General features: G+C 37.4%; 17 protein-coding genes. 16 read left to right on the top strand and 1 reads right to left on the bottom strand.

From position 1 onward, the window contains the following. Positions 1–9 precede the first annotated feature (9 nt). The 12 genes from SB717_RS12780 (at position 10) to SB717_RS12725 (ending at position 10,783) form a co-directional block, all read left to right on the top strand. A complete protein-coding gene (locus SB717_RS12780) occupies positions 10–975 on the top strand; it encodes a glycosyltransferase family 2 protein (protein ID WP_410903851.1) in 966 nt (321 codons plus the stop codon). Further along, entirely contained in the window at positions 968–1,372 is a 405-nt protein-coding gene (locus SB717_RS12775; protein ID WP_410903850.1) for a GtrA family protein, read from the top strand. The genes SB717_RS12780 and SB717_RS12775 overlap by 8 nt, the downstream gene beginning before the upstream one ends. Beyond that, complete coding sequence (gene galU, locus SB717_RS12770) at positions 1,369–2,256, top strand: UTP--glucose-1-phosphate uridylyltransferase GalU (RefSeq protein ID WP_410903849.1); 888 nt, start codon at positions 1,369–1,371, stop codon at positions 2,254–2,256. Before SB717_RS12775 ends, galU begins: the two co-directional genes overlap by 4 nt. 144 nt (positions 2,257–2,400) lie before the next feature. Further along, on the top strand, positions 2,401–3,075 hold the full coding sequence (locus tag SB717_RS12765; protein ID WP_029714038.1) for a response regulator transcription factor: 675 nt from the start codon (positions 2,401–2,403) through the stop codon (positions 3,073–3,075). A 1-nt stretch (position 3,076) separates the two neighbouring features. Further along, entirely contained in the window at positions 3,077–4,456 is a 1,380-nt protein-coding gene (locus tag SB717_RS12760) for a sensor histidine kinase (RefSeq protein ID WP_410903848.1), read from the top strand. A gap of 372 nt (positions 4,457–4,828) precedes the next feature. Then, a complete protein-coding gene (locus SB717_RS12755) occupies positions 4,829–4,993 on the top strand; it encodes a YezD family protein (RefSeq protein ID WP_013056824.1) in 165 nt (54 codons plus the stop codon). 313 nt (positions 4,994–5,306) lie between these two features. After that, positions 5,307–5,459, top strand: coding sequence for a Fur-regulated basic protein FbpA (locus SB717_RS12750; protein ID WP_013056825.1), 153 nt, complete (start codon positions 5,307–5,309; stop codon positions 5,457–5,459). A gap of 252 nt (positions 5,460–5,711) precedes the next feature. Then, positions 5,712–6,776 (top strand): sulfate ABC transporter substrate-binding protein, encoded by a 1,065-nt coding sequence (locus tag SB717_RS12745; protein ID WP_115653740.1) that lies wholly within the window; start codon positions 5,712–5,714, stop codon positions 6,774–6,776. A gap of 94 nt (positions 6,777–6,870) precedes the next feature. Further along, positions 6,871–7,707 carry a sulfate ABC transporter permease subunit CysT gene (gene cysT / locus SB717_RS12740; protein WP_029714034.1) on the top strand — a complete coding sequence of 279 codons (837 nt, stop codon included), beginning with the start codon at positions 6,871–6,873 and terminating at the stop codon, positions 7,705–7,707. A gap of 12 nt (positions 7,708–7,719) precedes the next feature. Beyond that, positions 7,720–8,586, top strand: coding sequence for a sulfate ABC transporter permease subunit CysW (gene cysW / locus SB717_RS12735; RefSeq protein ID WP_029714032.1), 867 nt, complete (start codon positions 7,720–7,722; stop codon positions 8,584–8,586). Positions 8,587–8,605: 19 nt separating this feature from the next. Continuing rightward, on the top strand, positions 8,606–9,679 hold the full coding sequence (locus SB717_RS12730) for a sulfate/molybdate ABC transporter ATP-binding protein (protein WP_410903847.1): 1,074 nt from the start codon (positions 8,606–8,608) through the stop codon (positions 9,677–9,679). 108 nt (positions 9,680–9,787) lie between these two features. Continuing rightward, positions 9,788–10,783, top strand: coding sequence for a ketoacyl-ACP synthase III (locus SB717_RS12725; RefSeq protein WP_074681554.1), 996 nt, complete (start codon positions 9,788–9,790; stop codon positions 10,781–10,783). Positions 10,784–10,932: 149 nt separating this feature from the next. Here the strand turns inward: SB717_RS12725 and SB717_RS12720 are convergent, their stop codons facing one another. Next, positions 10,933–11,772 carry a YitT family protein gene (locus tag SB717_RS12720; RefSeq protein WP_028413534.1) on the bottom strand — a complete coding sequence of 280 codons (840 nt, stop codon included), beginning with the start codon at positions 11,770–11,772 and terminating at the stop codon, positions 10,933–10,935. 248 nt (positions 11,773–12,020) lie between these two features. On the opposite strand from SB717_RS12720, the gene SB717_RS12715 reads away from it, so the two are divergent. From SB717_RS12715 to pfkB, 4 genes are all read left to right on the top strand, one after another. After that, positions 12,021–12,374: a YolD-like family protein gene (locus SB717_RS12715; protein WP_029714972.1), complete on the top strand. Its 354-nt coding sequence runs from the start codon at positions 12,021–12,023 to the stop codon at positions 12,372–12,374. Between the two features lie 121 nt (positions 12,375–12,495). Then, entirely contained in the window at positions 12,496–12,636 is a 141-nt protein-coding gene (locus SB717_RS12710; protein ID WP_013056833.1) for a hypothetical protein, read from the top strand. Between the two features lie 382 nt (positions 12,637–13,018). Continuing rightward, the gene (locus tag SB717_RS12705) at positions 13,019–13,771 is read left to right on the top strand and encodes a DeoR/GlpR family DNA-binding transcription regulator (RefSeq protein WP_013056834.1); all 753 of its coding nucleotides are present in this window, start codon (positions 13,019–13,021) and stop codon (positions 13,769–13,771) included. After that, the gene (gene pfkB, locus SB717_RS12700; protein WP_029714974.1) at positions 13,768–14,682 is read left to right on the top strand and encodes a 1-phosphofructokinase; all 915 of its coding nucleotides are present in this window, start codon (positions 13,768–13,770) and stop codon (positions 14,680–14,682) included. The genes SB717_RS12705 and pfkB overlap by 4 nt, the downstream gene beginning before the upstream one ends. Positions 14,683–14,691 lie beyond the last annotated feature (9 nt).

Raw genomic sequence — 14,691 nt, 5'->3', positions numbered from 1 at the left:
GACATGAACATGAGTTCAGTTATTAAATATTCTATTGTTGTTCCTGTCTACAACGAAGAAGAAGTGATTCATGAAACCTACCGCCGTCTCACAGAAGTGATGCGTTCAACGAAAGAAGCTTACGAGCTTCTTTTCGTGAACGATGGCAGTAGAGACCGAACGGCAGAAATCATTAAAGCATACAGCGGGCAAGATCCGGACGTTGTTTTATTAGATTTTGCCCGTAACTTTGGTCATCAAATTGCTATTACAGCTGGTATGGATCATGCAAGAGGAGAGGCGGTTGTTGTAATTGATGCTGATTTGCAAGACCCGCCCGAATTGATTTTAGAGATGATTGAAAAATGGAAGCAAGGGTTTGACGTTGTATACGCTAAGCGTACAAAGCGAAAAGGAGAAACATATTTTAAAAAGCAAACAGCGGCTATGTTTTATCGCTTTTTACGTGCAATGACTGATATTGATATTCCTCTCGATACAGGGGATTTCCGCTTGCTAGATCGTAAAGTATGCAATCAAATGAATAGCATTCAAGAAAAAAATCGCTTTGTTCGCGGATTAGTAAGCTGGGTGGGCTTTAAGCAAATAGCAGTAGAATATGAGCGAGACGAGCGCTTGGCGGGGGAGTCGAAATATCCTTTGAAAAAGATGCTGAAGCTTTCAATGGATGGCATTACGTCTTTCTCCTATAAACCGCTGAAGCTAGCTAGCTATGCTGGTGTAACGCTATCTGGTATCGGTTTTATTTATCTTTTAGTGGTGCTGTATTTGAAGTTATTTACAGACAGTACCATCACCGGGTGGTCGTCGTTAATTGTCATTCAGCTATTCTTTAGCGGCATCATTTTAATTATTCTCGGTATGATTGGAGAATATATTGGCCGCATCTACGATGAAACAAAAAATCGTCCACTCTATATCATCCGTGAAAAGTATCAGCTTGAAACACGCAAGGAAGTATCACTTCGTGACTAACAAATGGCCATCCTTTATTAAATTTGCGTTAGTAGGAGTTGTAAATACACTGATTGATTTTGTAGTATACGCACTTTTAACAACAATCGGTGTGAACTATATATTAGCGCAGTGGCTTTCATATAGCGCGGGGATTTTAAACAGTTATGTCATGAATCGTAAGTGGACGTTTAAGAAAAAAGAAAAAAGCAGTAAACGTGAAGTGATCTCATTCGTGGTCGTGAATTTAATCACTTTATCCCTAACATCTTTTCTGTTGACTGTTCTATATAATAAATGGGGTATACCGCTGCTAATCAGTAAACTTTTGATCACAATCGTAAGTGTCGGTATCAATTTTATTGGCACTAAATTATTTGTATTTACTACTAAAAAAGAAAGAGGGATTCATATATGACGATAAAAAAAGCAGTTATTCCAGTAGGCGGTTTAGGAACTCGATTTTTGCCGGCGACAAAAGCGCAGCCGAAAGAAATGCTGCCAATTGTCGATAAGCCTGCTGTACAATATATTGTAGAAGAAGCTGTGAAATCAGGCATTGAAAGTATTATTTTTATTACAGGCCGAAACAAAAAATCAATTGAAGACCATTTCGATAAATCAATTGAATTAGAGCAAATGCTTGAAGAAAAGCATAAGTTTGACATGTTAAAAGAAGTACAAAGGATTTCATCAATGGCAAGCATTCACTATATTCGTCAAAGAGAGCCGTTAGGGCTTGGGCATGCTATTCTTTGTGCCGAACAGTTCATTGGAGGTGAGCCGTTTGCTGTTCTTCTTGGAGACGATATTATGACTTCTGAAGAGCCTGCGCTCAAACAGATGATTCAAGCGTATGAAACGACTAGTCAATCAGTTATTGGAGTTAAAAAAGTGGATATTGAAGAAGTATCAAAATACGGCATCATTCAGCCGAAAAATAAATCCGGCGGCCTTCATGAAGTGAATGACTTGATTGAAAAACCATCGATAGAACAAGCTCCGTCAACTATTGCCGTTATGGGCCGCTACATTTTAAATCCTTCTATTTTTTCTTATCTAAAAACGATTGAAAGAGGGGTAGGAAATGAATTACAATTAACAGATGCACTGCGCGTGGTATGTGAAAAAGAGCGATTGTTTGCTCTTGAACTCGAAGGGCAGCGCTTTGATATTGGAGATAAGGTAGGCTATATGAAAGCGATGGTAGAAGTGGCGTTAAAGCGCAGAGATTTACGTCAAACGTTTTTATCGTATTTGGAGGGAATTGTAGAAAAAGAACGAGCAAACAACTTCAGCTAATAAGATTTAATCAGTTTGTTCATATTCAGTTCATATTTGGAGTATAAAATCATTGTATGATCTTATGCGGCTCTCTGTTTGGTATAAACAGAGAGCTTACTGTGCGTAAAAGCTGGACAAACTTAGGAATAGGGAGAGACATGTATGATTCAAATATTAGTTGCAGATGATGATCAACATATTCGAGAGCTGATATCATTATATTTGGAAAATCAAGGATTTAAAATTATAAAAGCAGCAGATGGTGAAGAAGCATGGGTGAAAATGGAAGAGTTTCGAATTGATCTAGCAGTCGTTGATATCATGATGCCATTTAAAGACGGATGGGAACTAACAAAGGAAATTAAGGAGTATTTTGATATACCGGTTTTGATGGTAACAGCTAGAGGCGAATCGCATGATAAACTAAAAGGGTTTGATATCGGAACAGACGACTATGTTGTGAAGCCTTTTGATCCTCAGGAAATGGTTGCTCGTGTAAAGGCTCTTTTACGCAGGTACCGCGTAGAAGCTAACAATGTAATCTATATGGGGAATATAAAATTAGACCGTACCAAATTAGAGATGAGTGCAGGAGAAACAAGCGAACAGCTGCCGCTAAAAGAGTTTGAATTACTGTTCACGTTAGTTAGTTCTCCAGGAAAGATTTTCACTCGTGATCAGCTTATTCAATTAATTTGGGGATATGATTATGAAGGAGATGAGCGCACGGTAGACGTTCACATAAAACGTCTGCGAGAGAGGCTTAATCATATGAAAAACGTCGGTATGGAAATCAAAACAATTCGCGGACTAGGCTATAGAGCAGAAGGGTGTTAACGTGAAATCAATTTATGTAAAGCTGGTTCTGTCGTTCATCATTACGATTTTATTGAGCGTTGTGATTACCGTTGTCGTCACGACATTTCTTAGCAAGCAGAAGCTCGAAATGCGATTAGGTCAGGATATGGTGAAGATGGGAGAAGATTTTATCGATTTGTATGGAGCAGAAGACTCCGACAAAGCTGCAAGGTTTTTATCTAATTCATCATTTATTCATTTTTCGTTTATTATTATTGATGATCAGCATAAAGAAAAAGTGTTAGGACAGCCGGGACCGCCTATTCCAATTACACCGAAAGAAGTAGATCAAGTATTAGACGGGAAGCGTTATTCTAATTTAAACGAGGAAAAAGGTGATCATCCACAGCCAAACGTAGTGGGTCTTCCTTTTATAGAAAATGGACGATCGTATGCTCTATTTATTCAGTCTCATCCACAGCGGCAATTTTCAGTTATTCAAGATGTTCAAAATATCCAGCTTATTACGATTTTATTAGTAGGTATTGTATTGTTTGCGTATGTTTCAACGATTATTATTAAACCGATTAAGCGTCTCAGTACAGCGATGAAAGTTGTCGGACGAGGCGAATACAATGTGCAAGTCGAGCACGCAGCGAATGATGAAATCGGTCTGTTAACTAAAAACTTTAACCAAATGACTAAAGAATTAAATAAAATAGAAACGATGAGGCAAGAGTTTATTGCTAGCGTTTCACATGAAATTCAATCACCGCTTACTTCAATTCGCGGTTTTTCAGCGGCACTTAAAGATGATATCGTCAGTGAAGATAAAAAGATACAATATTTAACGATTATTGAAAAAGAAAGTACAAGACTATCTCAGCTTAGTTCCAATTTGCTAAAGCTTGCTTCTCTAGACTCTGAACATCAAACGCTAATGCTGCAGCACTACCGGTTAGATGAACAAATCAGGCATGTAGTGATGGCTTTAGAACCTCAGTGGACAAAAAAGAACATAGAAATTGACCTTGATTTATCCAATGTTCAAATGGAAGCAGATAAAGATTTGTTAGAGCAAGTTTGGCTGAATTTAGTAACAAATGCTGTTAAATATACGCCTGAACATGGATTTGTGAAAATATCCATTCATCAAAAAAACGAAGAAATAGACGTGAAAATAAAGGACAATGGAATTGGTATTGCCGAAGAAGATCAAAAATATATTTTTGAAAGCTTTTATAAAGTAGATAAATCGAGAACGTTAAAAGGAAGCGGGCTTGGTCTAGCAATTACCAAAAAAATTGTTCGGCTGCATGAGGGCGCAATACGTGTTGATAGCAAAAAAGAACAAGGAAGCATCTTTACGATAACTCTGCCTATCCAAAAAAATAGGACTAAAAAAGACTCGTCTGTGTAAGTTCATGCAGATGAGTCTTTTTTAATAGGTCAAAGATATAAAAAAAATTAATACTATCTATTTATTTTTTTAATCCCTACTTGACATATAGGTAAAGTGTAAATAATATAGATAGTATAAATCTTTTGAAAAAATTGGGATGCTAAAGAGGCTGATCGGTCAACCGAAGGCTCATACTCGTTCGCTACTAGTGTGGGCTTTTTCTGTACAGCGACTGTGGCTATTAATATCTCAATTTTCAAATGAACATATGGGGAGGATTACCATGCATTTATCTTCTGCTCATTATACAAGTACTTATAGATGTTGTTCGTGTTGTTTATTCAATTGTAACTAAAATATAAAATTATTTATGAATAGGAGAATGATAAAATGGCTTCAATTACACAAGAAAAATTAGATTATATCGTTAAACTACTGACTGAAATTAACTATGGATCTGTATTAATTACTCTTCACGACGGACAAATTACTCAAGTAGACAGTACGGAAAAAAACCGCTTTTTAGCTAAAAGCAAAGTAGCCAGCCACAAGTAAGCCTAATTGAATATTTTTTTGAGAAAGCCAGAAGGACTGGTCTAGTTAGCGACGTCTTGACAGTAGGCGGCAAAAAAGTGCTTTGTTAAATATAGAAAATATGCGTGGTTGAAAAAGGAATGACTTTCTTTTGAGACAAAGATTTAGAATCTTTCAAATTCAAGGTGGATTATAAGCTTTATGAGTATGACATTTTTTAAAATTATGAAGATCTGACAGTTTCATTCCTGTGCTGATCGGATTACCGAAGGCTTCTGACCTGTGTTAGGAGTCTTTTTTTTATTCTTAAATTAATATAATAGGAGGAGAAAAGATGGAAAATTTATTACGAGCAGCGGTGCGGCAAAGAAAACAATACCTCATTGAAGAGTTACTGAAAAAAGGGATTTACAAAAAAGAAAACCATCATCTTTTTGAACTTACACTCTCTGACTTAGAAAAAGAGTATCAGGCACGCAGTAAGTAAGGAAAGCACGTAAAAAGAACTAAAATAAGTGTAAAAAAGATTAAAAACCTAGTTGACTAATAGGTAAAGTATGTTTATTATAAAAACAAGAATAAATTGTCTTTTCAGAAAGTATCTTCTTTTTATTTTTACTAATAAATTTAATAAGAATAATTTAAGAGCATATACGCTGATCAGACTAACTGAAGGCTGCTTCTCTTTTCAAAGAGATAGCGGCCTTTTTGTATTTTTTTATAAAAAGGGGAGTAAAACATGAAGAAAAAAGCAGTTCAGTTTTTAATGGTGCTGACAGCACTGCTCGTGGTGCTAGCAGGTTGCGGCAATGGAAAATCTACTGAAACAGCAGGGAAAGATAGTTCTGCGAGTAAAAACGATTCAAAAAAACCGGTAGAACTTTTAAACGTTTCATATGATCCTACACGTGAGCTTTATCAGGAGTTCAATAAGAGCTTTGCGTCTTATTGGAAAGATAAAACAGGGCAAGACGTCACTATCCAGCAATCACACGGTGGCTCTGGTAAGCAAGGCCGAGCAGTTATTGACGGTTTAGAAGCGGATGTAGTAACGCTGGCGCTTGCTTACGATATTGATGAAATCGCTCAAACTCGCCAATTATTAAACAAAGACTGGGAAAAAGAATTGGCTCATAATTCTACACCATACACATCAACGATTGTTTTTTTAGTTCGTAAAGGAAATCCAAAAGGAATTAAAGATTGGGATGATTTAACGAAAAAAGGTACATCTGTTATTACGCCAAATCCAAAAACTTCTGGAGGCGCACGCTGGAATTATTTAGCGGCTTGGGCATACGCGAAGGATAAATATAACGGAGATAATAAAAAGATTGAAGACTTCATGAGTAAGCTTTATGGAAACGTCGAAGTGTTAGACTCAGGCGCACGCGGAGCTACAACTACCTTTGTAGAACGAGGCATTGGAGACGTGTTAATTGCATGGGAAAACGAAGCTTACTTATCGTTAAATGAGCTAGGAAAGGATAAATTTGAAATTGTCACACCGTCATTAAGTATTTTAGCAGAGCCGCCTGTTGCTGTAGTAGATAAAGTAGCTGAAAAGAAAGGCACGACAAAGGTAGCAAAAGCATATTTGAAATATCTATATACAGAAAAAGGCCAGGAAATCGCAGCGGAAAACTACTATCGCCCTCGAAATGAAAAAGTATTAGAGAAACACAAAGATCAATTTCCATCTCTTAACCTAGTCACCATTAAAGATTTTGGTGGATGGAAAAAAGCTCAAGAAACGCATTTTAACGATGGAGGAACATTCGATCAGATTTATCAGCCAAAGTAATATGATTCATTAACAAAGTAGAACGAGGAAGATACGAATGGTGATTCGTATCTTCTGTGTACATGTATCTTGAAAGCAGAGAGAGGTGTAAGACGTGAGCGTGTTACAACGACAGAAGAAAAAGAAAAGCATCTTACCAGGGTTTGGGCTTTCTTTAGGTTTTACGATGTTTTATGCAAGCATCCTTGTTCTTTTTCCGTTATCTATGATTTTTTTAAATACGGCATCTATGGGGTGGAGCGAATTTATTAAAACTGTTACAGACCCTAGAGTAGTAGCATCGTATAAATTAAGCTTTGGAGCAGCATTTGCAGCCGGCATCATTAATGTTATTTTTGGAACCATTATTGCGTGGGTATTAGTGAGGTATCATTTTCCTGGAAAGAGGTTTATTGACGGACTTGTGGATTTGCCGTTTGCCTTGCCAACAGCTGTTGCCGGCATTGCCTTGACCACTCTTTACGTTCCGAAAGGATGGCTTGGTCAATTATTTACGTTTAAAATCGCATTTACGCCTATCGGAATTATTATCGCTCTTACGTTTATTGGCCTGCCGTTTGTAGTCCGAATGGTGCAGCCGGTATTGCAAAACTTTAATGCAGAGATCGAAGAAGCATCTGCTAGTTTAGGAGCCAGCCGCATGCAAACGTTCAGAAAAGTTATTTTTCCGGAGCTGGTGCCTGCTGTTTTAACAGGTTTTTCTCTTTCATTCGCAAGAGCGCTTGGAGAATATGGGTCGGTTGTTTTTATTGCTGGAAATATGCCGATGAAAACTGAAATTACGCCGCTTATAATTATGACAAAACTCGAACAGTACGATTATGCGGGCGCTACTGCTATTGCATCAGTCATGCTGGTGGTATCATTTTTTCTGTTATTACTTATTAATATTATTCAATGGTGGACAAATCGTAAATTTGTACATAGTTAAGGAGGGGTGACATTGGCAGGACATGTTCCAATGCAGCGTGCAAAAACGACTGTTAAACTTAATCATTCTAGTTTAAAAGAGCCCAAAGTCGTCCAGTGGCTGCTTACATTTATTGCACTGGCTTTTTTAGCTCTATTCTTAGTGCTCCCGCTCATCACCATTTTTATGACAGCTTTTCAAAAAGGGTTGGAAACGTATCTCGCTGCGATTACGAATCCAGATGCTTTAGCTGCTATTAAACTAACGCTAATTGTTGTGCTTATTACCGTTCCTTTAAATGCCGTTTTTGGCGTGGTAGCTGCATGGTTAATTACGAAGTTTGATTTTAAAGGAAAGAATATTTTAATTACGCTTATTGATTTACCGTTTGCCGTTTCGCCTGTTATTGCTGGATTGGTTTTTATTTTATTATTTGGTGCACAAGGGTTATTCGGAGAGTGGCTGTTTAATCACGACATCAAAATTGTATTTGCTATTCCCGGTATTATATTAGCTACCCTTTTTGTAACGCTCCCGTTTGTTGCCAAAGAATTGATTCCACTCATGCAAGCTCAAGGGTCAGCCGAAGAAGAAGCGTCGTTAACGTTAGGAGCCAGCGGTTTCAAAACTTTTTTTCTAGTGACGTTACCTAATATTAAATGGGGCTTATTATATGGCATTATTTTATGTAATGCGCGTGCAATTGGGGAGTTTGGAGCTGTTTCGGTTGTTTCGGGGCACATTCGAGGAATGACAAATACGATGCCTCTTCATATTGAAATTCTCTACAATGAATATCAATTTGCAGCAGCGTTTGCGGTAGCATCTTTAATGTCAATTTTAGCTATTTTTACATTGATTATAAAAAATATTATTGAGTGGAAATCCAAACATATTTAAATAGGAAGGAGCTTATGAGATGAGTATCCATATTAAGCACGTATCAAAGAACTTTGGTGATTTTAAAGCGCTAGATTCTATTAACATTGATATTCAAACGGGTGAATTAGTAGCTTTACTCGGTCCGTCCGGTTCTGGAAAAACATCTTTGCTTCGCATCATTGCCGGTCTTGAACATCTTGATCAAGGAGCTATTTTATTTGACGGAAAGGAAATTACGCACGTAAATCCAAAAGAGCGGAATGTAGGGTTTGTTTTTCAACACTATGCTTTGTTCAGGCATATGACGGTGTTTGATAACATTGCGTATGGTTTGAAAGTACGACCTAAAAAAACAAGACCTTCTAAAACAGACATTAACAAGAAAGTAACCGAGCTGCTGCAGCTTGTTAAACTAGAGCCGCTTGCAAATCGCTATCCCTCTCAATTATCGGGCGGACAGCGCCAGCGAGTAGCGCTTGCTCGAGCGTTAGCAGTAGAACCGAAAGTACTGCTATTAGATGAACCTTTTGGCGCTCTGGATGCAAAAGTTCGCAAGGATTTACGCAGATGGCTGCGTAAATTGCATAATGATTTTCATATTACGAGTATTTTCGTTACGCATGATCAAGAAGAAGCCTTAGATGTAGCTGATCGTATTGTTGTGATGAATAACGGGCAAATTGAGCAGATTGGAAGTCCTGAAGAAGTATATGATCATCCTAACAGTCCATTTGTGTACGATTTTTTAGGAAACGTCAATTTATTCAAGGGCCGCATTCATAAAGGGAAACTACAACAAGGAAGCTTTGAAATGGATGTTCCAGAATTTAGCGGAAGAAATGAAGAAGCAGCTGTTGGATATGTGCGACCTCATGATATTCACCTTGAAAAGATAAAAACAAGCGCAGATGCCGTTTCTGCAACCGTTAGCCATATTCATGTGATAGGGCCTATCGTGCAAATTGAATTAAAAAGAGAAGATGCAGAAGAATTTTTAGAAGCTGAATTGAGCAAGGAGCACTATAAAGTCCTCAACCTTCAAGTAGGAGAGCAGGTGTATGTAAAGCCTAAGCAGCTAAAAGTATTTATTCCAGAAGATTATTCTATTTAATAAAAAGCGTAAAGGGTATGCCTTTACGCTTTTTATCTAACAATAAATTAGTATCAGATATTAAAGGTAGGTGTTATAATTAAGTATCAACTGATTTGAGGTGGAGAAATGATACAGTCAAAAGCTAGAATTACGGGAATGGGGATATATACACCAAAGCAAAAATTAACGAACGACCATTTAAAAGAAATGGTTGATACAAGTGACGAATGGATTGTACAGCGTACAGGAATGAGAGAACGACGAATTGCAGGAGAAGGCGAATACACGTCCACACTTGCCATTCAAGCCGTTGAAAATTTGCTTAGCCGATATGATGTAAAAATAGAAGATGTAGATGCAATTATTGTTTCGACAACAACGCCTGATCACTTTTTTCCTAGCGTAGCATGTCAGGTTCAGGATTATTTTCACATTGATCAAGCTGCTGCATTTGATCTAAGTGCCGCATGCGCCGGTTTTACATATGGACTTCATGTGGCGAACGGCTTAGTGACGTCGGGATTGCATAAAAAGATTTTAGTTATTGGTGCTGAAGTCATGTCGAAAATTACAGATTATACGGACCGGGCCACATGCGTGCTGTTTGGTGACGGAGCGGGAGCTATGCTTGTAGAGTACGATGAGTATAATCCAAGTTTCTTAGGCTCTTATTACGGAACGGACGGAAGCGGGGGGATAAATTTATATCGTTCTAACTTATCTAATACTCTTTCAGGAAAAGAAGTTAACTCGAGCGGGAATTTAGTTCAAAACGGACGTGAAGTGTATCGTTTTGCCGTCCGGACGGTTCCAAAGGGAGTAGAAGCCTTATTACAAAATACACCTATTTCTCTTTCTGATGTAAACTGGTTTATTCCACATAGCGCAAACCTTCGAATGATTGAAGCTATTTGTGCTAAAACAGGTGTTTCAATGGATAAAACGTTAACGAGTGTGCAATACTGTGGAAATACATCTTCAGCTTCTATTCCGCTTGCTTTAAACGAAGGAATAATGACAGGAAAAGTACAGGAAAATGACCTTCTTATTCTCTATGGGTTTGGGGGAGGATTAACGCACTGCGGCTTGTTAATTAAATGGAGGTGTAAACAAAAAAACTAAAAGGCATCGCCTTTTAGTTTTTTTGTTTTTCATGACAGAGCTTTTTATTGTCGTTATAAGAAAATTTTTTCTTTTTATAACAGCAGGTTCACTGTATTTTCAGCGCCAACATATATAATAGAAAAAACCCGCTTTTTTACAGTGGGTTTTCAGCTGGCTTTTGGAATGGTAAAACCTACTCCAAAGACGTCGCGCACATCGTGTACGACCACAAAAGCTTGTTCGTCGACTTTATGAATAATGCGCTTTAACTCTAGCAGTTCTTGTTTGTTCACAACTACGTACAATACGTCTTTTGCTTCTTTTGTATAGCTTCCATGAGCAGAAAAGACAGTGACGCCGCGCTGCATCTTTTTATTGACTTGTTCGGCTACTTCAGCTGAACGGTGTGAAATAATGGTGATTGCTTTGCGGGGGTTGAGTCCTTCAATGATATAATCAAGCACCTTTGTTCCAATATAAAGAGAAATAACCGTATACATCGTCTTTTCTCCACCGATGACAAAATAAGCGCTTGCTACAACTAATAAATCAATTGCTAGCATCGTTTTGCTAATATTCCAGTCTAGATATTGATTAGCTAAACGGGCGATAACTGCAGAGCCTCCAGAAGTTCCGCCTCCTCTAAATACAAGTCCGAGTCCTACTCCAGCTAAAATCCCAGCAAAAATAGCCCCCAGTAGCGTATCGTCAAGAGGATTTCCCAGTCCTTCAGTTATATGCAGGAATAGAGATGTGAAAATAATACATATAATTGTGTAAGCAATCACACGTTTGTGAAGCAATTTGTATCCGATCAGTACCAGCAAACCGTTTAATATAAAGTTTGTGATACCCGGAGACCAGCCTAGTACATAATAGGTAATCATTGTTACACCGGTTACGCCGCCTTCTGCTAATTCATTTGGAATAGCAAAGTAATTAATGGCCAGTGCGAAAATCAGGCTTCCTAGAATAATGAGGATAATTTCTTTTATTTTATTAATCATGAACGTTACCTCCAATCATCAAAAACTCCGAAAACACAGTCATGACAATGTATTATACCAACTCTAGAGGCTGAATTAAAGATGGGATATTATTATTTTTTAAAAAATCAGTTTCTGCTATCAACATAAAATCTTTTGACAGTTTTTATGGAGTATGAAAAAATGAATTGTTTGCTTTTATTTTGATTAAAAAGTTTTGCAATGAGAATGTTCGTTCGGTAAAATAGAAGCAAGAGTCAAGGGGGAGAATGAACGTGTATCAAGATGAATTAAAACAGTATGCGAAGTTAGTAATGCCTGAGCATTTAGAGAAAATGAAGAAAATGTACAGTCCCGAGGCGCATAAGCAGTCTTTAGGGTTGAAAAAAGAAAAGATTGAGCATATTGAAAATGTCATTATGAACAGTTACTCGGAGCATCATCCAGTAACGCTTCACGTCTATGAAGCAGGACATATTCAAAGATATGAACGAGTGACGATCGATAAAGTCTTGCTGCAATCGAATATGCTGATGGTGACAGGGCCTTGTTATACGTATTCGATTCGAGCGGATGCAGTAATTGAAGCAGATGTATGGAAAGATGAAAGCTACTCTAGCTAAGAGTAGCTTTTTTGTTCGATTTGTATCTTTTTTTTAACGCTTGCATACAATACATAAAAGCATATTCTGGGAGTAGTAACTTTTAGCTACTAGGAAATTTTGATTAAAGAAGGGATATTGTATGCAAAATGAAAAAACTCAAGTAAGAGAAATTGAATTAACGCAGTTCATTAAAAAAAGACTCGTTCGTTTTATCTCAAGTTTAGCTATTTCTTCTGCCCTTGCTTCTATATTATATATGCTTCTGTTTTTATTTAAATGATGGGTCACTTCGAGTTGTCCAAAAAGGTGGACAACTTTTTTGATGTATAGGCTCTCATTAAAACAGGACAAGCTAAACATAATTCAGTCAGGAAAAATTCAATCGGTCAATAAATAGTCAAAAACAGTCATAACTAATTAAGTGCAAGAAAACCTTTACATATAATGAGAAAAGTAGACAAATTCTTGAATTACCAGCTTATTTCCTTTTGTATAAACTATCATTAAAACAAACGCAAAACTAATTATTCGTTCAAAAAAATTTATTTTGTAATTAAAAAAATGAATGTTTTTGATTTTTTATGATTGATTTTGAATGTAAACCGTGATAAAGTAAGTACATGAAATAAATGAAAACGCTTTTTTAAAAAAGGAGCTAGAACATGTTAACGCCGGAGAGACATCAACTAATCTTAAAACTTTTAAAAGAGAAAGAACTTGTAAAAGTGCAAGAGTTTATCGAAGTTACAGGCGCTTCGGAATCCACAATTAGAAGAGACTTAAGTCAACTAGAAGAAGAGCAAATGCTCAAACGTGTTCACGGTGGCGCTTCGCTTATTCGCAGTAAACGAATTGAACTGAGCGTTATCGAAAAATCTGCTAAAAATGTTCAAGATAAACGAAACATTGCAGAGTATGCGGCTTCCATTATAAATGAAGGTGACTGTATTTTTTTAGATGCAGGAACTACAACGTATGAAATGATTCCTTTTTTAAAGCAAAAAGACGTAGTTGTCGTGACAAATGGTTTAATGCATTTAAACCCGATGCTAGAACAAGGTATCACCCTCTATTTAATTGGAGGATCTGTTAAACATAAAACGGGCGCTTTAATTGGGAATGGAGCTCTTTTAAGTCTTGAGCAGTATCGTTTTGACAAGTGCTTTATGGGAGCGAATGGGATTCATCATCAATATGGATATACAACTCCCGATCCAGAAGAAGCATTAATTAAGCAAACGGCAATGAAGCTGTCTAGAGAATCTTATATTTTATCAGATTCTACTAAGTTTTTTGAAACAAGTTTTGCGAAAATAGCCGATTTACATGAAGCAAAAATTATAACAAATGACGTACCTAGCGATGTACTTATACAGTATGCAAACAAAACAGACATAAAGGTTGTGAAATCATGATTTATACATGTACGTTGAACCCATCCGTTGATTACGTAGTACATGTTTCAGCATTCGAAGAAGGCGGGCTGAACCGCACAACGAATGAAGCCAAGTTTCCAGGAGGAAAAGGCATTAACGTCTCTCGCGTTTTAAAGCGATTAGGTGTTGATAATAAAGCTCTCGGTTTTGTAGCCGGCTTTACAGGAACCTATATTGAAGACTACTTAAAAGCGGAGAATATTGAAACAGCTTTTACAAGAGTTGATGGAGATACCCGCATTAACGTAAAGTTAAAAACGGAAAAAGAAACAGAAATTAACGGTCAAGGACCTGCTATTACAGACGAAGCGCTTCAGTCTTTATTGACTCAAGTAAAGCAAATGACTGAAGGCGATATCTTCGTATTAGCAGGGAGTATACCGAAAACGCTTCCAGGATCTGTGTATGAAACATTAACTGAACTAGCAGCAGCGAACGGAGTAAAAGTTGTAGTAGATGCAAGTGGAAAAACCTTGCTAGACGTCGTGTCTCACAAGCCGTTTTTTATCAAACCGAATCATCATGAACTTGCAGAATTGTTTGATGTAGAAGTAAACAGTGCAGAAGATGCGCTAGTATATGGTAAAAAACTCGTGGAACAAGGAGCGCAAAACGTCGTTGTATCCATGGCAGGCGATGGAGCACTTCTTATTAACGAAAGCGGTGTCTACAGTGCCACAGTCCCTAAAGGAACAGTGAAAAATTCTGTTGGAGCTGGCGATTCACTTGTAGCTGGATTTATAGCTTCTTATGTAAAGCAAGGGGATTTATTAGAAGCCTTTCAAACAGGAGTTGCTTCAGGAAGTGCCACAGCATTCTCACTTGAATTATGTACAGCAGAAGATGTAAAGACGCTTCGTGAACAAGTGTCAATCACAAAGGTAGAGTAGGGGGAACCG

Origin of the sequence: Priestia sp. SIMBA_032, from assembly GCF_046535215.1 — a bacterium.
GTDB classification, from domain to species: Bacteria; Bacillota; Bacilli; order Bacillales; family Bacillaceae_H; genus Priestia; species Priestia aryabhattai.
This window is presented reverse-complemented; position numbering and strand designations above follow the sequence as displayed.

What these genes read in the sequence shown, in the direction of transcription:
- SB717_RS12780 (WP_410903851.1), top strand. Translation starts at nt 10, where the DNA reads ATGAGTTCAGTTATTAAATATTCTATTGTTGTTCCTGTCTACAACGAA.
- galU (WP_410903849.1), top strand. Translation starts at nt 1,369, where the DNA reads ATGACGATAAAAAAAGCAGTTATTCCAGTAGGCGGTTTAGGAACTCGA.
- SB717_RS12765 (WP_029714038.1), top strand. Translation starts at nt 2,401, where the DNA reads ATGATTCAAATATTAGTTGCAGATGATGATCAACATATTCGAGAGCTG.
- SB717_RS12755 (WP_013056824.1), top strand. Translation starts at nt 4,829, where the DNA reads ATGGCTTCAATTACACAAGAAAAATTAGATTATATCGTTAAACTACTG.
- SB717_RS12750 (WP_013056825.1), top strand. Translation starts at nt 5,307, where the DNA reads ATGGAAAATTTATTACGAGCAGCGGTGCGGCAAAGAAAACAATACCTC.
- SB717_RS12745 (WP_115653740.1), top strand. Translation starts at nt 5,712, where the DNA reads ATGAAGAAAAAAGCAGTTCAGTTTTTAATGGTGCTGACAGCACTGCTC.
- SB717_RS12730 (WP_410903847.1), top strand. Translation starts at nt 8,606, where the DNA reads ATGAGTATCCATATTAAGCACGTATCAAAGAACTTTGGTGATTTTAAA.
- SB717_RS12725 (WP_074681554.1), top strand. Translation starts at nt 9,788, where the DNA reads ATGATACAGTCAAAAGCTAGAATTACGGGAATGGGGATATATACACCA.
- SB717_RS12720 (WP_028413534.1), bottom strand. Translation starts at nt 11,772, where the DNA reads ATGATTAATAAAATAAAAGAAATTATCCTCATTATTCTAGGAAGCCTG.
- SB717_RS12715 (WP_029714972.1), top strand. Translation starts at nt 12,021, where the DNA reads ATGAACGTGTATCAAGATGAATTAAAACAGTATGCGAAGTTAGTAATG.
- SB717_RS12710 (WP_013056833.1), top strand. Translation starts at nt 12,496, where the DNA reads ATGCAAAATGAAAAAACTCAAGTAAGAGAAATTGAATTAACGCAGTTC.
- SB717_RS12705 (WP_013056834.1), top strand. Translation starts at nt 13,019, where the DNA reads ATGTTAACGCCGGAGAGACATCAACTAATCTTAAAACTTTTAAAAGAG.
- pfkB (WP_029714974.1), top strand. Translation starts at nt 13,768, where the DNA reads ATGATTTATACATGTACGTTGAACCCATCCGTTGATTACGTAGTACAT.